Source organism: Streptomyces sp. NPDC048297 (assembly GCF_043201585.1).
GTDB lineage: Bacteria > Actinomycetota > Actinomycetes > Streptomycetales > Streptomycetaceae > Streptomyces.
Window position 1 is genome coordinate 1 of the sequence record NZ_JBICZA010000029.1, and the last position, 19276, is coordinate 19276.

The following is a 19276-nucleotide window of genomic DNA, read 5'->3' on the forward strand; positions in this document are numbered from 1 at the left end:
AGAACCGGGCCAAGGCCCGCGTCAAGGTCGCACGCCGGCACGCCAAGGTAGCCAACCGGCGCCGGGACTGGCACCACAAGGTTTCCACACAGATCATCCGCGACAACCAAGCGGTGTACGTGGAGGACCTCGCGGTGTCCGGCCTCGGCCGCACCCGGCTCGCCACGTCCGTGCACGACGCGGGATGGTCCGCGTTCGTCGGCATGCTGGAATACAAGGCGGCTCTGCACGGCCGCACCTTCGCCAAGGTGGACCGGGCCTTCCCCTCCTCCCAGGTCTGCTCGGCCTGTGGATTCAGGGACGGCCCCAAACCCCTGCACGTCCGGCAGTGGACGTGCGGCGCGTGCGGCACCGCGCACGACCGCGACCACAACGCAGCCCGCAACGTCCTCTTCGAAGGACGCCGTATCGTCGCCGCCGGACGGGCGGAGACGCCAAACGCCTGTGGAGCGCCGGTAAGACGGGCACCCGTGCCCGCACAGCGCGGTGAAGCAGGAAGCCCCCGGAAGGGTCAGCCGACCCAGGCCGGAATCCCTGGACTTTAGGCCAGGGAGCACGTCAAATCGGTGGTTCTCAGCGCGCGTGCAGCCAGCCCAATCTGACGGCGTCCTGGGTGCAGCAGCGGGCCACTGACGGCTGGAGGTTCGTGCCCATCTACGTGGGGACGCAGGCTTCGGGCATCACCTCGCCCGCGACCCAGGGCGCCGCCGCGGCCGACGACGCCGTCGATGACGCCACCGCTCTCGGCTTCGGGCCCGGGGCGACGCTGTACTACGACATGGAGGCGTACTCCTCGGCGTACTCCGCCAAGGTGCTGGCCTTCGAGGAAGCCTGGACCGAGCGGATACGCGCCCGGGGCTTCCACTCCGGCTGGTACAGCAGCAGTGATTCGGGCATCCAGGACCTGGTCGGCAACGTCACCGGCCACACCATGCCCGATGTCATCTTCGACGCGCTGTGGAACGGCTCCGCGAACACCGCCGACCCGGGCGTGCCCGGCAACCTGTGGAGCGACCACCAGCGCGTCCATCAGTACTCCGGCGGCCACGGTGAATCGTGGGGCGGCACGACGATCGACATCGACCAGGACTACCTGGACGTGCAGATGGCCACGGACACCTCACCGGTGGCGCATGGGCGGGTGTGGGATCGTGCGCGGCCGGACGGTGGTCCGTGGGACACGAACGCCACGCTCATCGACACCAACGACGCCATCACGGCGGTGGCTGCCGCGGGCCTGCCCGACGGCACGGTGCATGTCCAGGCGCTGGTCAACGGCGAGATCTGGGACCGTACCCGCTAGGCCGCGGGTGTCTGGGGCAACGCGACGCAGATCGACGCCAACGGCGGCATCAGCCACGTCAGTTCTGCGGCCCTGCCGAACGGCGACCTTCACGTCGAGGCGGTGGTCAACGGTGAGGTCTGGGACCGGGTCCGCAAGGGGACGACCGGCAACTGGAGCAACAGCTCCATGATCGACGGCAACGGCGCGATCTTCGGCACCTACGCCACCGGCACTCCCGACGGAACCCTCCACGTCGGCACCAACGCCTGACTGGTCCGGTGACCGTCGGCGATGGGCGTCGCGTGAACTCTTGGCGAACAGCGTGGGGATTCACATTGAGAGTTGCGGTAACCCCATGTCGCCAATGTTCGGAATATTCATACTGACTCCCTGTGGGGCAAATGTGGCACCTTAGTGTGGCTGTTCGAAGAAGCGGATGAACGGGGCCGAGGGATGGCTGGGGTCTCCATGCGTGGTGCGAACAGAGGGTCGTTGAGAGCCACCAGGGGCGCGGACGGGCTGCGGCAGTCGCTCCCGCCGCTTGCCGAGGGCCGGCCGACCCAGCCGTTGCGAAGGGTGTCGCCCGACGCGCTCGCCACGTCGCCCCGGCCACAACGCGAGCGTGGTCGCCTCTACGCCATCGACGGCCTCCGGCTCGTCGCCGCGCTGATGGTCGCCCTGCATCACTACGCCGGGACCGACCGGGTCGACCAGCCGCACAACGCGGTCTGGGACCGGCCGGTGTCCGACATCATGCCGACCGTGTTCCACCTCGCGACGTACGGCTGGATCGGCGTCGAGATATTCTTCGTGATCAGTGGCTTCGTGATCTGCATGTCCTGCTGGGGCCGTACGCCCCGGCAGTTCTTCGTCTCCCGGGTGATCCGCCTCTATCCGGCGTACTGGTTCGCCATCATCTTCACGACGGTCGTCCTGGTGGCGCTGCCCGGCGTCTGGGACCGGCTGCGCACGCGTGACATCCTGCTCAACTTCACGATGCTGCAGTCCGGTTCCGGTGTGCTGAACGTGGACGGCGTGTACTGGACGCTCTGGTCGGAGCTGCGCTTCTACCTGCTGTTCATGGTGGTGGTCGTCACCGGGCTGACGTACCGCAAGGTCGTGATCTTCTGCTGTGTCTGGGGCGCGGCGGCGATGCTCGCCCCGGTGGCGAAGTTCGATCTCCTCACCCTGGCCGCCGACCCCGGCGGCGCCTGGTACTTCATCGCCGGCCTCGCCCTCTATCTCATGCACCGCTTCGGTCAGGACCTGCTGCTGTGGGGCATCCTCGCGATGGCGTGGCTGATGGGGCAGCGGGAGCTGCAGCTCAGGATCGATAACGTCGAGCACGTGTCGGGGTGGCGGGGCAGCGTGCTGATCTTCACGGTCTTTCTGCTCGTCATGGTCGCGATCGCGCTCGGTGCGACGGACGGCATCCGGTGGAAGTGGCTGGTGACGGCCGGGAGTCTGACCTTCCCGCTGTATCTGATGCACTACGCGGCCGGTACGACGTTCATCAACCGGATGAAGGACACGATGGACGCGCGGCTGCTGGTCGTCTCGGTGATCGCCGGGTTCCTGGTGCTGAGCTGGCTCGTGCACCGGTTCGTGGAGGCCCCGGTGGCACGGATGCTGAAGCGGGGGCTGGACACGTCCTTCGCGCGGCTGCGGAACGCGGGGGCATGAGGTCCCCGGGGGCATCAGGGCCGCGGAGGCATGAGGTCCGCAGAGGCCGGTCCCCCCCGCCGACGTTCGACGGGGGGACCGGCCTCAGCGGACCTGGTTCAGCGGACCTGGTTCAGCGCACCTGCCTCAGCGGATCTGGTTCAGGGCCTTGCGCAGCCGCGGTGTCAGCGGGTCCTCGACGAACCGGTGCAACAGCCAGGCCAGCAGCAGCATCCCGGTGATCGTTCCGGTGAAGGTGACCGACGAGGGCAGGTGCAGACCGTGGTGCAGCGTGCGGATGACCACCCAGCCCAGGTGCTCGTGCACCAGGTAGAAGGGGTACGTCAGCGCCCCGGCCACGGTCAGCCAGCGCCAGTTCGCCCAGTCCAGCCAGCCGAGCGCGATCGCGGCGACGGCGAGGAAGCCGAAGGCCACGACCGCGATGATGCCGAACGAGGTGCGATGGGCGAAGGCGTTCGGATCCGTGGCGTTCCACAGGTCGCTCACCGCGTAGTGCTGGCCGATCAGGAAGTTCACCCCGACGACCCCCCATGCGAGCGCGTCCTTGCGGTCACGGTGGACCAGATACAGCCCGATCCCGCCGATGAAGAACGGCGCGTACTGCGGCATCAGCACGATGTCGAGCAGCGGCTGCCGGGCCCCCTGCGCGATGGCGGCGCCCATCGTCCAGCAGGCGCAGAACAGGAGCACCCGGCGCCTGCTGACGCCCGGCAGGACCACGAGCAGGGCGAACAGGGCGTAGAAGCGGATCTCCGCCCACAGCGTCCAGTCGACGCCCAGCACCCGGTCGACACCCAGGGGTTCCTGCAGCAGGGTCAGGTTCACCAGGGCATCGCTCGGCGACACCGTCTCGTACACCACCGCCGGTAGCGCGAACACCACCGTGACCAGCACGACCGCCGCCCAGTACGCCGGCATCAGCCGGGACACGCGGGAGGCGAAGAAGGAGCGCAGCGGCCTGCCCCAGCCGCTCATGCAGATGACGAACCCGCTGATGACGAAGAAGATCTCGACACCGAGACAGCCGTAGGCGAACGGCGTGTGCAGCGTGGGGAACTGCTCTTTGGGCGAGGTGCCCCAGGCCTGGCTGACGAAGCCGTCGCGACCGCCGTAGTGGTACAGCGCCACCATGAGGGCGGCGACGAGCCGCAGCCCGTCGAGGGCGCGGAGCCGTCCGCCGGTACGTTTCTCCGGCGGCGCGGGCGCGGTCGGCGTGTCCGCCGCGGAAGCGGGCGCCGCTTTCGCGGATCGCGGATTCTGTGTGGTCACGACCGTCTCGGTCACGCTGGCACCCCTCGCAAGTACACCGCGGGCTGTCCTCGTACGCACTCCCCACTGGATGCGCACACACTCCTGACCGGAGGAGGCCCAGGCCGAAGGAGGATCGCCGACAGGAATACTAGAACTCCCGTTGGGAGCTGATGTTCGACGAAAACCCCCCTTCGGTCAGTTGTTCCCAAGGGGTCATCTCCAGGCCACGTAAGGTTCCCGATACCTTCCCGGGACGTCCCGCGCGGCCCTGTCGCCTCAGTCCAGCTTCAGCAGCCGGCCGGAACGGTTGCCCAACTGGATGCGCAGCGACTCCTTGCGTGCGAGCTGCCGGATGGACCGGCCGCGGGAACCGAGCTTCTCGGCGACTCGTGCCACCTCGGACCACACACGGGCGCGGTCCCCTCCCGCGATCGCGGCCGCGGACAGCAGTTGGCATGCCTCGTCGACGTCGCCCCGTGAAGCCCGTATCTCCGCCATGCCGATGAGCACGTCCACCGGCTGTCTGCGCCGCAGGATCTCCGTGCCGACGCGCAGGGCGTCGTCGTACTTGCCCTTGGTGAAGTGCCGGTTGAAGTCCTCGGCGAGATACTTGCCGTGCCGGGAGAGCACCGCCGAGAACGACCCCTCGCCGTACGACGTGTCGCCGTCAGGCTGCTGGGCATCGCCCTCCGGTACGGCGTGCACCAGGTCCTCGGGGCCCGCCAGGTTGAGCGCGGCCGTCATCCGGGCGGAGAAGGAGGAGATGTCGAACAACTCCTCCACGTCCCGGTACTCGGCCTCCGAGACCTCTTCGTCGAGCACATGACGCAGCGCGTCCAGCGCTGCCTCCGGTGTGTACTCGGCGAACGAGCGGTACCCGGGCACGCCCTCGACACCTCCCGGGAGCCCACCCGGTGGTAGGTGACCGTGCGCAGCCGCTGCTGCACCGCCTCGACCACCGACAGCGGCATCGGATCGTCCACGCTGGACGGGAAGAAGACGTCCGAGGCGGCCAGTTCCTCGCGCACCCGGTCCCGGGAGAGCGCTCCCATCCATTCGACGCGGTCCGACAGCAGCGTCGAGGCACCGATGCGCCACGTCTTGTGGCCGATCCACGCGAACCGCCACGGCAGGCCTCGCGCATAGGCGAGTTCCGCGACCCGCGAGAACAGGTCGAGACCCTTGCGGTCCTGCATCGAACCGACCATCACGATCCGTGGCCGCTCACCGGGCGTCTGCCGGGCCCGTGCGCGGTGGGTGTCGAGCGGCACCGTGTTGTACACGACGACCGGGTCGCTCACGCCGAGCTGGCGGAACATGTCGGCCCGCGCGGTCGAGACGCACAGCACCTTGATCTTGGGCAGCACCTTGAGCATCTCGGCGTGCCGCAGTGCGTGCTTCGCCGAATGGATCGAGCAGGAGGCGGCGGCGCGCTTCGGCGACCTGAAGGTGCACAACCTACATCGCCGTCCCGGTCGGCCGTCACCAGGTGAAAGGAGTGTGCCGCGGCCCCCGGCGCCTTCATGATCTCCGAAGCGAGACCGACGCCATTGCGGTTCTCCACAAACACAGCGATGCGCATGGACCTAATCCATCTTCAGTGGGGCCGGTCGCACCATCATCACGGTCCAGCCCGAGCCTTGATGTGAGTGCATGGAACCTGACCTTGTTGCGCCTGTGATTGAAGCAGGGGGGAACCCTGGGTGAACTCTGGGCCATGCGTCGTTGTGCGGGAGGGGAAAACATGGTGAGGGAAGGGAAAAAAAGGAAGCTTCTTGTGGTCGCACGGTCGTTCGCGCCGTGCGCCCACAAGAAGCTTCGAGGGTTCCCCTCCGCGATCAGCCCTTCATGGCCCTCTTCAACGCCAACGCCCGCCGCGCCACCCGGCGCACGGTGGCGTTGCGCGGGATGAACCCCAGCTGGGCGGGCACTCCGCCCGGCAGCCCCAGTGACGTCAGGCGCCTGCGCTTGAAGTAGCGCAGGGTCTTGGCGTCGAGGTTCTCGGCGAGGAAGGCCTCGGTCTCCCGGCGCAGTCGCGGCAGGATCTTCGACTGCATCGCGAAGCCCACCGCCCGCACCAGCCGGCCCAGGTCGCCGACGTCCATCCCGCGGCGCTGCTCGGTGACCGCGGCCCGGTCCGTCAGCTCCGGCAGCAGCGCGTCGACGATGGTGACGGGGACACGGTTGCTGTTCTCGAACGGGGACAGCCGGTCAAGGAGCAGCCCCGTGCCCACGCGGGCGACCGGCAGACCGTACAGCGCGGACGCGGTCAGCAGCGCCGTGGAGAAGCAGCCGACGACCAGCGCCGGGCGCATCCGCTGGTACAGCACCTCGGCCAGCACCGGCGTCTCCAGGACGGTCAGCTCGGCGCCGAGCTTCTCCGCCTCCTGCTCCAGCGTGCGCGCGAACCGGGCCGGCGCCGTCGGGTGCGGCTTGAACACGATCCTGGTGTGGCCGAGTTCGAAGGCGCCCTTCAGCATGCGGACGTGGAGGTCCTCCTCCTCCTCGGCGCTGAGGATGCCGAGCGCGGAGAGGTACTGGCCGAGCAGCAGCGCGGGCTCCTCGATCTCCGGCAGCCCCTCACCGCCGCCGGCGAGTTCGGCGAGCACCTTGGTGAAGGCAGCGGTCGGCACGATCTCGCCCGCCACACCGAACTCGGTGAGCAGCAGCGGCTCCAGGCCCGGCACCAGGTCGAGGTGGAGCACCCGGTCCACCCGGGTACCGACCAGCGGGTCGATCTTGTTGCGCGTCGGGCCGTAGCTCATCAGGCCGTCCGCGTACACGGTCACGGGCGCGCCGGTGAAGATCTGCGTCAGCGAGAGCGACGGGTTGACCTGGATCGACTCGACCGCGAACTCGACGTCGTCGTCACCGAGCCGCCATTCGAGGCGCAGATACCGCTCCCAGAGCGGCATGTCCTCGGGGCGCGGGGCCCAGCCGCCCGGGTGGAAGGGGAAGATCGTCTCGTTGTACGACAGCACCTCGTCGAACCGCTCGCGCAGCCGCTCGAAGCCCGGCATCTCGTCCGGACCCGGTGTCGTCTCGGGCGTCGCGGCGTTGTTGCAGACCAGCAGGATGCGGCGGTCGGCGGGACGGAAGCAGCCGGAGTCCAGCGCGGCGGCGAGCGTCGCCATGCCGTAGAGCGTGGACGCCTGGAAGATCTGGGTGCTCACGCGGCGACCCCCGGGGCGGCGGCCGGCCGGCGGCGCAGCCGGCGCAGCTTCGTTGCGCGCTGGAGGTCCATGGAGTCCAGGGCCTCCTCCAGCACGTCCTGCGGCATGCGCCGCAGCGCGGCCGCACTCATGGACTTCAGCTTCTTCGCCACCGCGGGCTCGAACCTTTCGATGGATCCCAGATGATGGGAAATGATGGCGCAGTACGTGCGGACGGCCTTCGGCAGCAAGGTGTCCGCCTCCGGGTCCTGGGCCGTCTCCTCGACGACCTGGTCGAACGCCCGGATGAAGTCGAGCTGGCGCACATCGCCGATCTGGGTGAGCGAAGAGGCGACGCCCCGCCGGTAGAACAAGCCGAGCAGGCTCACCGCGGCGAAGGACTCCGCCTCCCGGTGCAGCTTCCAGATCCACGGGCGGTCCTCGGCCGTGCGCAGCCCGTCGGTGAAGTGCAGCAGCCCCCTGTCGAGCAGCCGGCGGTGGTAGATCCCCGCCCAGGCGTACGCGTAGTCGACGGAGGTGGAGCGGTCGGCGGGCAGGATCGCCGCCCGCGGGTCGAGCACCGTGTTGCGGCGGCCGACCGGCACCCGGTGCACGGTGCGCGCACGCGCCGTGGTCTGCACATGATCGGTGCGCAGGAAGTCACAGCCCAGTGACTCGATGGCGGCGAGCAGCTGCGGATAGTAACCGGGGGCGAGCCAGTCGTCGCCGTCCAGGAACGTGATGTACTCGCCGCGCGCCCGGTCGATGCCCGTGTTGCGCGCGGTGGCGAGTCCCCCGTTCTTCTCGTGGGTGACATGCACCGCGCCTGGCAGCTCGCGCTCGGCGCGCGCCAGAATCCCGGGTGTCCCGTCGCTGGAGCAGTCGTCGACGAGGATGAATTCGAAGTCTTCACGCGCGTTCTCTCTGAGGCTCCTCAGAGTGTCGGGCGCGTATTGCTGCACGTTGTAGAACGGCACGATGACGGAGAGCTTGACCACGTACTGGACGTTAGGGCGGTGTCCGTCATCAGTCTTGGACGGTAGCTTGATGGCAGATGAATGACGCATGGCGAACCTGTGAACCGGGACTGTTCCGCACGCGTTTTTGGATCGATTCGCCATTCGGCGATGTGCTGTTAACCGTTTGTTGTGTTCGGGTTGGGCCGATCCTCGGAATGCCTTCCTAGCGTCTTCGACGTGCCAGCAAGTGCTACGAAGTCCCTGCGGGTCGCCGTCCTCGCCGACTCCGACACCCGATGGAAGTGGGGCGCGCTCACCGCGCAGCGCGTCGCCCCCTCGGGTGCCGAGATGAAGCTCGACGGCTACCTCCTGCGCGGACGAGCCACCCCCACCGCCCGCCAGCTCCAGGAAGTCGGCGTCCAGGCCGACTCCCTGCGCGAGGTGACCGCGGCCGAGTTCCTGCGCGCCATGACCGGGGAGTCCTACGACGTCCTCGTCCTCGCGCTGGTCGGCGGCGGCGTCCAGGCGATGCTGCACGGACTGCGCCACGCCTGGGGCACGGGCCCGCGCCCCGTCGTCGTCACCGGCTACGTCGGTGTCGTCTACGAGAAGCTCGCCGACGGCCTGCTGCTGCGGCACGGCGCCGACCTCGTCCTCGCCAACTCGGCCCACGACGCGGACCGGTTCCGCGCCGTGTTCGAGGGGGTGGGCGCCGACGCGTCCGCGGTGACCGAGGTCGCGCTGCCCTTCCTCGGCGGGGAGCCGTACACCGGTGAACACGAGCCGTACACCGTGGTGTTCGCGGCCCAGCCGTCCGTCCCGGACAGCCGCAGAGACCGTGCGTACCTGCTGAACCGGCTGATCGAGCACGCCCGCAGGCACCCCGAGCGCGAGGTGCTGCTGAAACTGCGCTCCAAGCCCGGCGAACACACCACGCACATCGAGGAGTTGCCGTACCAGAAGCTGGTCCAGGGCAAGGACGTCCCGGCCAACTTCCAGCTGGTCTACGGCCACATGGGCGACGTGCTCGACCGCACCGACCTGCTCGTCACGATCAGCTCCACCGCCGCCTTGGAGTCCCTGCACCGGCGCATCCCCACGGTCGTCCTGACCGACCTGGGGGTGCGCGAGGTGCTCGGCAACCACCACTTCACCGGCTCCGGGTGCCTCGCCTCCTGGGACCAGCTCGACGCCGGACACCGCCCGGCGCCGGACGAGGAGTGGGTGGCACGGCAGGGGGTCGCGGCTGGGGGTACCCCCTCTGGGGGAGGGTCGTACGCCACCGCCTTCGACACGGCGCGTGAGCGCATCGCCGAGCTGCTGGAGCGCCCCGGCGGCCTGCCGCCCCTGAACCCGTACTACACACCCGAGACCGCGCCCGGCTACCTGCCCGGCATCCTCGCCCGCCACCACCTCGGCCCCGACGGCGCCCCGCTGCCCGGCGCGCCCGCCGCCGACAAGGAGCCGGGACCGGTCCGCCAGATCGTGCGCCGGGCCGCACGCGGCGCCTACCGCCACGGCGTACAGCGCGTCGCCCCCGTGATCCGCCGGATGGGGGAGCTGTGAGCGACCGGATACCACCTCAAGGAGAACAGCCCATGTCCCACCCGGAAGCAGGCCCAGGCGCTTCGTTGCGCCGGGTGCTCGCGGTGATCCCCGCGCGCGGCGGCTCCAAGGGCGTACCCGCGAAGAACCTCGCCCCCGTCGGCGGCATCCCGCTGGTGGCCCGCGCGGTCCGCGAGTGCCGGGCGAGCCGGCTGGTGACCGACGTCGTCGTCTCCACCGACGACCAGGCCATCGCGGCCGCCGCCCGCCAGGCCGGCGCCGAGGTCGTGCTGCGCCCGGCCGCCATCGCCGGGGACACGGCGACCTCCGAGGCCGCGGTCCTGCACGCCATGGACGCCCACGAGACCCTGCACGGCGCGGCCGTCGACGTGGTCCTCCTCGTCCAGTGCACCAGCCCCTTCATCATCCGCGAGGACATCGACGGCGTCGCCGGCGCGGTCGTCGAGAACGGCGCGGACACCGCGGTGACGGTGGCCCCCTTCCACGGCTTCATCTGGCGCGAGGCGGAGACCGAGGCCGGCGCGGAGCCCGCGGGCGGCGTGGGCGTCAACCACGACAAGTCCTACCGCCCGCGCCGCCAGGACCGCCCCCAGGACTTCCTGGAGACCGGCGCCGCCTACGCCATGGACGCGGCGGGCTTCCGCAAGCACAACCACCGCTTCTTCGGCCACACCGAACTGGTGCGCACCGACCCGGCCCGCGTGCTGGAGATCGACGACCCGCACGACCTGGCCCGCGCCCGCGCCCTGGCCCCGCTCTTCGACGCGGACCTCCCCCACTCTCGAACCTGCTCGAGCGGGGGGACCCCCACCGGCGCCCTGCCCACCTACGACGACATCGACGCCGTCGTCCTCGACTTCGACGGCACCCAGACCGACGACCGGGTGCTGATCGACTCCGACGGACGGGAGTTCGTCTCCGTGCACCGCGGAGACGGGCTCGGCATCGCCGCCCTGCGCAAGAGCGGCCTGAAGATGCTGATCCTGTCCACGGAACAGAACCCGGTGGTCGCCGCCCGCGCCCGGAAGCTCAAGATCCCCGTGCTGCACGGCATCGACCGCAAGGACCTCGCCCTCAAGCAGTGGTGCGAGGAGCAGGGCATCGCGCCTGAGCGCGTGCTCTACGTCGGCAACGACGTCAACGACCTCCCGTGCTTCGCCCTCGTGGGCTGGCCCGTGGCGGTCGCGAGCGCACACGACGTCGTTCGCGGCGCCGCACGCGCGGTCACCACCGTACCCGGCGGTGACGGCGCGATCCGAGAGATCGCCAGCTGGATCCTCGGCCCCTCTCTCGATTCCCTCCCCAAGTAAGGACATCCCCTGATGAGCACCAACTCCCGTCTGCGCTCCTTCGGTTCGCGCGAGGTCGGCCCCGGCAAGCCCGTCTACATCTGCGGCGAGATCGGCATCAACCACAACGGTGAGCTGGAGAACGCGTTCAAGCTGATCGACGTGGCCGCCGAGGCCGGCTGCGACGCCGTCAAGTTCCAGAAGCGCACCCCCGAGATCTGCACCCCGCGCGACCAGTGGGACATCGAGCGCGACACCCCCTGGGGCCGGATGACCTACATCGACTACCGCCACCGCGTGGAGTTCGGTGAGGACGAGTACCGCCAGATCGACGAGTACTGCAAGGAGAAGGGGATCGACTGGTTCGCCTCCCCGTGGGACACCGAGGCCGTCGCCTTCCTGGAGAAGTTCGACGTCCCCGCCCACAAGGTGGCCTCCGCCTCCCTCACCGACGACGAGCTGCTGCGCGCCCTGCGCGCCACCGGCCGCGCGATCATCCTCTCCACCGGCATGTCGACCCCGAAGCAGATCCGCCACGCGGTCGAGGTCCTCGGCTCGGACAACATCCTGATGTGCCACGCCACGTCGACCTACCCGGCGAAGGCCGAGGAGCTGAACCTCCGCGTGATCAACACGCTGGAGAAGGAGTTCCCGAACGTCCCGATCGGCTACTCCGGCCACGAGACCGGCCTGCAGACCACGCTGGCCGCCGTCGCCCTCGGCGCCACCTTCGTCGAGCGCCACATCACCCTCGACCGCGCGATGTGGGGCTCCGACCAGGCCGCCTCCGTCGAGCCGCAGGGCCTCGTGCGCCTCGTCCGCGACATCCGCACCATCGAGGCCTCCCTCGGTGACGGCGTCAAGAAGGTCTACGACTCCGAGCTCGGCCCGATGAAGAAGCTGCGCCGCGTCTCCGGCGTCGTCGCCGAGGCGGAGATCGCCGCGGCGGCGGGCGAGCCGGTCTCGGTCTGAGCGCCCCGATCGCCTTAACTGCCCTACGACGGGACGGTCGTACGACGATGAGCCCCCGCGCCGGCCAGGCCGGCCACCCCGCCCGCACGCTCGCCTTCGTGGAGAGCCCGGTACAGCTGCTGAACGTACTGGAGTGGGCGCACCTGCACGACCTGCGCGGCAGCCCCGAGCAGCACCGGCCCACCGTGCCCGGCCAGGCACGGCGGACACCGGCCGCCGCGGCGCCCGCCGGTGCGGAGCTCACCGTCGTGGTCCTGTCGCCGACCGACCCCATGACACGGGGCCAGCTGCGCCGCATGGCGGACCTGGCCCGGGACGAGGGGCACCGGGTGCGCTGGGAGGAGGCGCGGGGCGGTACGACCGCGCCCTTCCACACCATCGGCGGCCTCGCCGGTCCGCTCCGGCGGGCGGACCGGATCGTCATGGGAGACCCGTTCTCCCGGTACGTCCAGCTGCTGCTGACCATCACCCGTGCCCGGGACCTCGTCGTCGTGGACGACGGCACCGCGACGATGGAGTTCGTCGCCCAGCTCGCCCGCGGCGAGCGCCTGGTCCGCTGGCACCGCAAGGGCGGCCGACCCGGCGCCCGCGACCTGCTCTTCGCCCCCGTCTCCTCCTCGGCCCGCCGCCGCCTCACCCCGAGCGACCGGCGCCGCGTCGAGGTCTTCTCCTCCATGCCGGTCACCGAGACCCCCGAGGGCGTCACGGTCACCGCCAACGGCTTCGCCTGGACCCGCGCCCGCTTCGGGCCGCCGCGCATCACCAAGGGCGCCGACCTGGTCGGCACCTCCCTGGTCGAGACCGGCGTGGTGGACGGCGACCGCTACCTGGAAGCCGTCGGCAACCTGGCCAGGGCCCACGGCGCCACCCGCTACTTCGCGCACCGCCGCGAGCACACCGACAAGCTCCACCGCCTGGCCACCGAGACCGGCCTGGAGATCGTCCGCCCGGACCTCCCGCTGGAGCTGATCGCCCGCCGGGGACCCATCGGCCGCACGATCCTCAGCTTCCCCTCCACGGTCGTCCACACCCTCCCGCTGGCCCTGGCCGGCACGGGCGTCCGCGTCGCCGTCTGCGACATCGACCCCACCTGGCTCACCGAGAACGCCTCGCCCCGCGCCCAGGGCTTCCTGTCCGGAGTCACGGGCACGGCACGGGACGTCCACAGGCTGGCGACAGTGGGCCTCGCGTAACGACAGTGGGCCTTGCGTAACAAGGGGTCGCGCTAGGATCCGTGCCGCCGCGGACGCGTCGGCGGCACCGCGGACGAGTCACCGCCGGCGGCGGACGAGTCACCGGCGCGGCGCACGATCCACAGACATCGGGGGAACGATGAACGACACCGGCATGCCCGGCGGGGCCTTACAGCCGCTGGCCGCGGACGATCCCCGGACCATCGCCGGGTACCGGCTGGCCGCCAGGCTCGGCGCCGGCGGTATGGGCAAGGTCTACCTCTCCCACACGCCCGGCGGACGGCCCGTCGCGATCAAGGTGATCCGGCCCGAGTTCGCCGAGGACCCCGAGTTCCGGCGGCGGTTCGCACAGGAGGTGCGGGCCGCCGAGCGCGTGCAGGGCCTGTACACGGCCCCCGTGATCGACTCCGACACCGACGGTCCCCAGCCCTGGCTGGCCACCGCCTACGTCTCCGGGCCCACGCTCGCCGTCGCGGTCGGCGAACACGGCCCGCTGCCCGCCTCCACCGCCCTGCTGCTCACCGCCGGTGTGGCCGAGGCCCTCCAGGTGGTGCACGGCGCGGGCATCGTGCACCGGGACCTGAAGCCGTCCAACGTGCTGCTGGCCGCGGACGGGCCGCGCGTGATCGACTTCGGCATCGCCCGCGCCGCCGACACCACCGCCCTGACCGGCAGCGGGGTCACGGTCGGCACGCCCGCCTTCATGTCCCCCGAACAGGCGGCCGGCCGGTCCGTGGGACCGCAGTCCGACGTGTTCGCCCTCGGCCAGGTCGCCGCCTTCGCGGCCCTCGGCAGGTCCGCCCACGGAGACGGCCCCTCGCACGCGGTGCTCTACCGGATCGTGCACGAGGAGGCCGACCTCACCGGCCTGCCCGGCGAACTGACCGAACTCGTGACCCGCTGCCTCGCCAAGGACCCCGAGGCACGCCCCGCGCTCGCCGAGGTCCTCGCCCTGTGCCACGCCGCCTCCGGCGCCACCCAGCTGCGCCGCCCCGAGGACTGGCTCCCGGGCGCCGTCACCACGGTCATCGCGGACCGCTACCGCGCCCCCCAGCCGGCGCCGGCACCCCAGGCGGGGCCGGCGTCCCAGGCGGGGCCCGCCGGGCCCGCGACACCGCAGCACCCCGGGACGGCCGTACCCGGGCAACCGGCCCCGTACGAACCCACGGCCCTGTCCGGCAGCCCGGCCCCGTACCAGCTGACCGCGCTCTCCGGCGGCCCCGCCGCGCACCAGCCGACGGCGGGACCGGGTGTACCGGCCGCGCAGCAGCCGACCATGGGCCCGGCGTGGCAGCCGCCCATCAGCCGACCATGGGTCCCGGAGCGTCGGGCCCGCACCAGCCGACGACCGTGTCCGGCGCACCGGCCCCGCACAGCCCGCAGCCGCAGGCCGGTCAGGTCGGGCAGGTCGGGCACCCCTCCTACGCGGCGCCGACGCAGGCCGCGCAACCGATGCGGTCCACCGGGCCCACCCGGCCCGTTCACCCCGGCCAGGCCTTCCCGCCCGGCCAGACCTACCCACCCGGCCAGGCCTACCCACCCGTTCGGCCTTACCAGCCGTACCAGCCGATGACCGGGTACCCCATGCCGCCGAACGCGGGCGGTGGAGCGTCCTCCTCGCGCCGCCGGACGGGGATCGTCGCCGCCTGCGTGGGCGGAGCCCTCCTGGTCCTGTTCGGCGTCATCGGCTACCTCGGCAGCCGCGACGACTCCAAGGGCTCCGACGCCGGCTCCGCCACGTCCGGCACCTCCGGCGGGCAGAACTCCGCCGGTTCGTCCACGGGCGGTTCGAAGGCGTCGAGCGCGCCCAAGCCGGCCGTCTTCAAGAACATCAACCTGACCGACGGCTACTACCTCAAGTTCAGCGACGACCCCCTGGTGCCGCAGAAGACCGGCGTCGACGACGTGTACTACCAGTGCGACATGTTCAACGACTGCACCTTCGGCTCCTACCACAGCAGACTCGCCCTGCTCGACCAGGGCACACGGGGGTCGCTGGACGCCTGCAAGCAGGAGACCCGCTACCTGCCCTCGTACGTCGCGGCGGAGCGGTTCTCCAAGGGCAGGCAGCTGTGCGTGACCACCGAGGGGGGCACCGTCGCCCTGCTGACGTTCCGGGGCCAGGCGCCCGCCACCAGCGACAGCCACTACCTCACCCTGGACGCCAGCGTCTGGCGGGACGCGGTACCCGCGACGGACGAGTTCTAGGCCACCGGGCCGTCGCTGTCGGCGTCGCCGTCGGCCGGGCCGGGCCTGCGGGCGAGCACGAACGCGCGGGGGCGGGTGGCCTCGCCCTCCGGTTCGCGGACCGTCGTGGCGACAGGCTTCAGGCCCGCCCGCGTGAGCAGGGCGGTGATCCGCTCCGGGGTGCGCCAGTAGTAGTCGAGGTCGATCTCGTGGCCGAAGCGTTCGGCCAGATGGAGGTGGCCCGGCTCGGACCCCGTCTGGAAGGCGAGCAGGACGGGCGCGCCGGGGACCAGCGTGCGGCGGAACTCGGCGAAGGCGGTCGGCAGGTGGTCGTCGGGGATATGGATCGTCGAGTACAGGGCCAGGATGCCGCCGAGGGTGGCGTCCGGGAGGTCCAGGCTCGTCATCGAGCCCACGTGGAACCGCAGTTGGGGGTGCGCCGCGCGGGCGAGGTCCACCATGGCGGGGGAGACGTCCACCCCGAAGGCCGGTACGCCCAGCTCGTGCAGGAGGGCGGTGACATAGCCGGGGCCGCTGCCCAGGTCGGCGACGGGAGCCGGGCCGTTCGCCGTCACCAGTTCGGCGAACGCCGTGATCAGCGAGTGGTCCAGGGGATGGGCGAGGCCGCTCGGATGGGCGGCCGTGTAGTCCTTGGCGATGGCGTTGTAGGACGAGCGGGTGGTCTGCAGGAAGTCCGCGTTCGTGTCGCTCACGCCGCCGCACCCTACCGGGGCGCGTGGTCCGGTCCGTGGACAGGCCGAGCGGGAAGAGGGGAGGCGTGGTATCCGTTGGAAGAGGAAAGATGTGTTCTACCCAGCAGTGACAGCCGCCATGCGTCCAACGGTCAGATTTTCTTCCCCTAACGGGCTGAACTTTTGTTGATCGAGGGTCAGTTGACCGGGTGGGCGTCCTACCCTTCAGAGGGTGAACCGATTGATGTCCCGAGAGTCAGAGGCCGAAATCCCCGGGGACGTGCTCCCCGGCGTGCTCAGCGAAGCGCTGCACGCCGAACTCGTGGCCTTCCGCCGCGACTTGCACATGCACCCCGAGCTGGGAAACCAGGAGTTCCGTACGACCGCCGCGATCAAGGAGCGGCTGGAGCGGGCCGGGCTGCGCCCCCGGGTCCTCGCCACCGGAACCGGACTCGTCTGTGACATCGGGCTCGCGGAGGGGGAGCGGCCGGCGATTCCGCTGCTCGCCCTGCGCGCCGACATCGACGGCCTGCCCATCCCGGACACCAAGACGGACTGCCCGTACCGGTCCACCGTGCCCGACCGCTGCCACGCCTGCGGCCACGACGTGCACACCAGCGTGGTCCTCGGCGCCGGGCTCGTCCTCGCCGACCTGCACGAGAAGGGCCTGCTCTCCCGGCCGGTGCGGCTGCTGTTCCAGCCCGCCGAGGAGGTCATGCCCGGCGGCGCCCTCGGCGCCATCGCGGACGGTGTGCTGGACGGCGTCGGGCGGATCCTCGCCCTGCACTGCGACCCGAAGGTCGACGTCGGCCGGATCGGGCTGCGGCACGGCGCCATCACCAGCGCCTGCGACCGGCTGGAGATCGCGCTGAACGGCCCCGGCGGCCACACCGCCCGCCCCCACCTGACCACCGACCTGGTCACCGCCGCCGCCCGCGTCGCCACCGACGTGCCCGCGGTGATCGCCCGGCGCGTGGACACCCGTGGTGGGCTTGCCCTGACCTGGGGCCGGATCGAGTCGGGCCATGCCCCGAACGTCATCCCGCAGCACGCCGAGCTGTCCGGCACCGTCCGCTGCCTCGACCTGGACGCCTGGCGGGAGGCGCCCGACATCGTGCACGCGGCCATCGACGAGGTGGCCACGCTGCACCGGGCCAAGTCGGAGATCACCTACGTGCGGGGCGTGCCGCCCGTCGTCAACGACCGGGAGTCCACCGAGCTGCTGCGCCGGGCCATGGTCGCCCGCCGCGGCCTCGACTCCGTCGAGAGCACCGAGCAGAGCCTGGGCGGCGAGGACTTCTCCTGGTACCTGGAGCAGGTCTCCGGCGCCATGGCCCGCCTCGGCGTCCGCAGACCCGGCGACCGCACGGTGCGCGATCTGCACCAGGGCGACTTCGACGCCGACGAGCACGCGATCACGGTCGGCGTGGAGCTGTTCACGGCGGCGGCGCTGATCGACTCCGTGGACCTCTGAGTCCGGCGGCACACGGTGTGGCGGGGGAGGAGACGGCCGTGCGAGGCCGTTCCTCCCTCCGTGACACACTCCCCGGCACCGGGCAGCACACGTACAGGCCCCCGCGCACCACATTCCCCGGCCACGCGCAACACGCTCGTAAGCCAATCGTGCACTGAGCGCAACAAGCGCCTGAAACCCCCGCCAGACCGCGTTCAAGCAGTGTTTGCCTCGAATCGATAACGGCTTCGCGACAGGGTTTTTTGCGACATCTACGCGCGTTACGATGCCGCGAAGCCGACGCCGCCGGGGCGTTTCGGCTCGAGCACTGGCAAGGTGCTCACATCAAGCGCCGATGGTGGCGCTCAGGTCAGGTGAAGGAGCCTCCCGTGCGCCGGGTTGCAAAGCTTTCCGCCGCGTGTGCCGCGACCGCGGCCCTCGCCCTCACTGCCACTGCCTGTGGCAGCACCTCCTCCGACGACAACGCCTCGCCCTCCTCCTCTTCGGGCGGCGGCAAGGGTGTCAAGATCGGCCTCGCCTTCGACGTCGGCGGCCGTGGTGACCGTTCCTTCAACGACTCCGCCGCTCGTGGTGCCGACAAGGCGAAGAGCGAGTTCGGCGGCGACATCAAGGAGCTGACCGCGAAGACCTCGGACACCGAGGCCGACCGCGAGCAGCGCCTGTCGGACCTGGCGGACGCGGGCTACAACCCGATCATCGGTGTCGGCTTCTCCTACGCGACGTCGATGGAAAAGGTCGCCAAGAAGTACCCCAAGATCAGCTTCGGCATCGTCGACTCGGTCGTGAACCAGAAGAACGTCGACAGCATCACCTTCACCGAGGAGCAGGGCTCCTACCTGGCCGGTGTCGCGGCCGCGCTGAAGTCCAAGGCGCACCACATAGGCTTCATCGGCGGCGTCGACGTCCCGCTGATCAAGAAGTTCGAGGCGGGTTACGTCCAGGGCGCCAAGGCCACCGACCCGAAGATCAAGGTCGACACCCAGTACCTGAGCCACGGCTCGGACTTCTCCGGCTTCGCCAGCCCCGACAAGGGCAAGGCGGCCGCGCAGGGCATGCTGGACAACGGTGCCGACGTGATCTACTCGGCGGCCGGCTCCTCCGGCAACGGCGCCATGGAGGCCGTCAGCGGCAAGAAGGGCGCCTGGGCGATCGGCGTCGACTCGGACCAGTACAACATCCCCGGTCTGGCCAAGTACAAGAACTCGATCCTGACCTCGATGGTCAAGAACGTCGACGTCGGTGTCTACGACTTCATCAAGTCCGTGCACGACGGCAAGCCGCTGACGGGCGTCAACACCTACTCGCTCGAGAAGAACGGTGTGTCCCTGGCCACCAGCGGCAACTTCATCAGCGACATCCAGGCCAAGCTGGACGACGCGAAGAAGAAGATCGTCGACGGCTCGATCAAGGTCAAGACCACCCCGTGACCTGACAGGTCCCCTCGGACCTAGGCTCGGCGCGGGGGCGCCCACCGGGAGCCCCTCGCCGAGCCATAACAATGTGTCAACTCTACGCGTGTAGCACGGAGTTGCCGCGCTAGCGTCGCCGACGCCTGCCCTCCCCTTACGCAGCC

General features: G+C 70.4%; 18 protein-coding genes. 12 read left to right on the top strand and 6 right to left on the bottom strand.

Annotation, left to right across the window (positions count from 1 at the left end):
* The 4 genes from ACGFYV_RS27455 to ACGFYV_RS27470 all read left to right on the top strand — a co-directional run.
* Positions 1 to 545, top strand: a 545-nt coding sequence (locus ACGFYV_RS27455) for an RNA-guided endonuclease TnpB family protein (protein WP_393881155.1), incomplete at its 5' end; no start/stop codon positions are given.
* A 17-nt stretch (positions 546 to 562) separates the two neighbouring features.
* Entirely contained in the window at positions 563 to 1303 is a 741-nt protein-coding gene (locus ACGFYV_RS27460) for a DUF1906 domain-containing protein (RefSeq protein ID WP_393881250.1), read from the top strand.
* A gap of 102 nt (positions 1304 to 1405) precedes the next feature.
* On the top strand, positions 1406 to 1555 hold the full coding sequence (locus ACGFYV_RS27465; RefSeq protein WP_393881156.1) for a hypothetical protein: 150 nt from the start codon (positions 1406 to 1408) through the stop codon (positions 1553 to 1555).
* Positions 1556 to 1852: 297 nt separating this feature from the next.
* Entirely contained in the window at positions 1853 to 2968 is a 1116-nt protein-coding gene (locus ACGFYV_RS27470) for an acyltransferase family protein (RefSeq protein ID WP_393881251.1), read from the top strand.
* Positions 2969 to 3094: 126 nt separating this feature from the next.
* Here ACGFYV_RS27470 and ACGFYV_RS27475 read toward each other — a convergent pair whose 3' ends face one another.
* The 5 genes from ACGFYV_RS27475 to ACGFYV_RS27495 form a co-directional block, all read right to left on the bottom strand.
* The gene (locus ACGFYV_RS27475; protein ID WP_393881157.1) at positions 3095 to 4252 is read right to left on the bottom strand and encodes an acyltransferase family protein; all 1158 of its coding nucleotides are present in this window, start codon (positions 4250 to 4252) and stop codon (positions 3095 to 3097) included.
* 243 nt (positions 4253 to 4495) lie between these two features.
* Positions 4496 to 5041: a hypothetical protein gene (locus tag ACGFYV_RS27480; protein ID WP_393881158.1), complete on the bottom strand. Its 546-nt coding sequence runs from the start codon at positions 5039 to 5041 to the stop codon at positions 4496 to 4498.
* Positions 4960 to 5676 (bottom strand): glycosyltransferase family 4 protein, encoded by a 717-nt coding sequence (locus ACGFYV_RS27485; protein ID WP_393881159.1) that lies wholly within the window; start codon positions 5674 to 5676, stop codon positions 4960 to 4962. Before ACGFYV_RS27485 ends, ACGFYV_RS27480 begins: the two co-directional genes overlap by 82 nt.
* A gap of 381 nt (positions 5677 to 6057) precedes the next feature.
* Positions 6058 to 7392, bottom strand: a complete 1335-nt coding sequence (locus tag ACGFYV_RS27490; protein ID WP_393881160.1) for an alpha-2,8-polysialyltransferase family protein — start codon at positions 7390 to 7392, stop codon at positions 6058 to 6060.
* Positions 7389 to 8369 carry a glycosyltransferase family 2 protein gene (locus ACGFYV_RS27495; protein ID WP_393881161.1) on the bottom strand — a complete coding sequence of 327 codons (981 nt, stop codon included), beginning with the start codon at positions 8367 to 8369 and terminating at the stop codon, positions 7389 to 7391. The genes ACGFYV_RS27490 and ACGFYV_RS27495 overlap by 4 nt, the downstream gene beginning before the upstream one ends.
* Before the next feature lie 198 nt (positions 8370 to 8567).
* On the opposite strand from ACGFYV_RS27495, the gene ACGFYV_RS27500 reads away from it, so the two are divergent.
* From ACGFYV_RS27500 to ACGFYV_RS27525, 6 genes are all read left to right on the top strand, one after another.
* Positions 8568 to 9896, top strand: coding sequence for a DUF6716 putative glycosyltransferase (locus ACGFYV_RS27500; RefSeq protein ID WP_393881162.1), 1329 nt, complete (start codon positions 8568 to 8570; stop codon positions 9894 to 9896).
* Positions 9897 to 9928: 32 nt separating this feature from the next.
* Entirely contained in the window at positions 9929 to 11206 is a 1278-nt protein-coding gene (locus ACGFYV_RS27505) for a cytidylyltransferase domain-containing protein (protein WP_393881163.1), read from the top strand.
* Positions 11207 to 11218: 12 nt separating this feature from the next.
* Entirely contained in the window at positions 11219 to 12157 is a 939-nt protein-coding gene (locus ACGFYV_RS27510) for an N-acetylneuraminate synthase family protein (protein ID WP_393881164.1), read from the top strand.
* Between the two features lie 47 nt (positions 12158 to 12204).
* Positions 12205 to 13350: a hypothetical protein gene (locus ACGFYV_RS27515; RefSeq protein WP_393881165.1), complete on the top strand. Its 1146-nt coding sequence runs from the start codon at positions 12205 to 12207 to the stop codon at positions 13348 to 13350.
* 139 nt (positions 13351 to 13489) lie between these two features.
* On the top strand, positions 13490 to 14923 hold the full coding sequence (locus tag ACGFYV_RS27520) for a protein kinase (RefSeq protein ID WP_393881166.1): 1434 nt from the start codon (positions 13490 to 13492) through the stop codon (positions 14921 to 14923).
* 11 nt (positions 14924 to 14934) lie between these two features.
* Positions 14935 to 15558 (top strand): hypothetical protein, encoded by a 624-nt coding sequence (locus tag ACGFYV_RS27525; RefSeq protein WP_393881167.1) that lies wholly within the window; start codon positions 14935 to 14937, stop codon positions 15556 to 15558.
* Here ACGFYV_RS27525 and ACGFYV_RS27530 read toward each other — a convergent pair.
* Entirely contained in the window at positions 15555 to 16250 is a 696-nt protein-coding gene (locus tag ACGFYV_RS27530; RefSeq protein ID WP_393881168.1) for a class I SAM-dependent DNA methyltransferase, read from the bottom strand. The two genes, ACGFYV_RS27525 and ACGFYV_RS27530, sit on opposite strands and share 4 nt — an antisense overlap.
* Positions 16251 to 16473: 223 nt before the next feature.
* On the opposite strand from ACGFYV_RS27530, the gene ACGFYV_RS27535 reads away from it, so the two are divergent.
* Together ACGFYV_RS27535 and ACGFYV_RS27540 are read left to right on the top strand one after the other, a co-directional pair.
* Positions 16474 to 17703 carry an amidohydrolase gene (locus tag ACGFYV_RS27535; protein WP_393881169.1) on the top strand — a complete coding sequence of 410 codons (1230 nt, stop codon included), beginning with the start codon at positions 16474 to 16476 and terminating at the stop codon, positions 17701 to 17703.
* A gap of 368 nt (positions 17704 to 18071) precedes the next feature.
* On the top strand, positions 18072 to 19130 hold the full coding sequence (locus ACGFYV_RS27540) for a BMP family protein (RefSeq protein WP_393881170.1): 1059 nt from the start codon (positions 18072 to 18074) through the stop codon (positions 19128 to 19130).
* The last annotated feature ends 146 nt before the right edge of the window (positions 19131 to 19276 follow it).

Coding starts and splice junctions, on each gene's coding strand:
- ACGFYV_RS27535 (WP_393881169.1), top strand. CDS start 16,474: ATGTCCCGAGAGTCAGAGGCCGAAATCCCCGGGGACGTGCTCCCCGGC.
- ACGFYV_RS27505 (WP_393881163.1), top strand. CDS start 9,929: ATGTCCCACCCGGAAGCAGGCCCAGGCGCTTCGTTGCGCCGGGTGCTC.
- ACGFYV_RS27525 (WP_393881167.1), top strand. CDS start 14,935: ATGCCGCCGAACGCGGGCGGTGGAGCGTCCTCCTCGCGCCGCCGGACG.
- ACGFYV_RS27510 (WP_393881164.1), top strand. CDS start 11,219: ATGAGCACCAACTCCCGTCTGCGCTCCTTCGGTTCGCGCGAGGTCGGC.
- ACGFYV_RS27515 (WP_393881165.1), top strand. CDS start 12,205: ATGAGCCCCCGCGCCGGCCAGGCCGGCCACCCCGCCCGCACGCTCGCC.
- ACGFYV_RS27520 (WP_393881166.1), top strand. CDS start 13,490: ATGAACGACACCGGCATGCCCGGCGGGGCCTTACAGCCGCTGGCCGCG.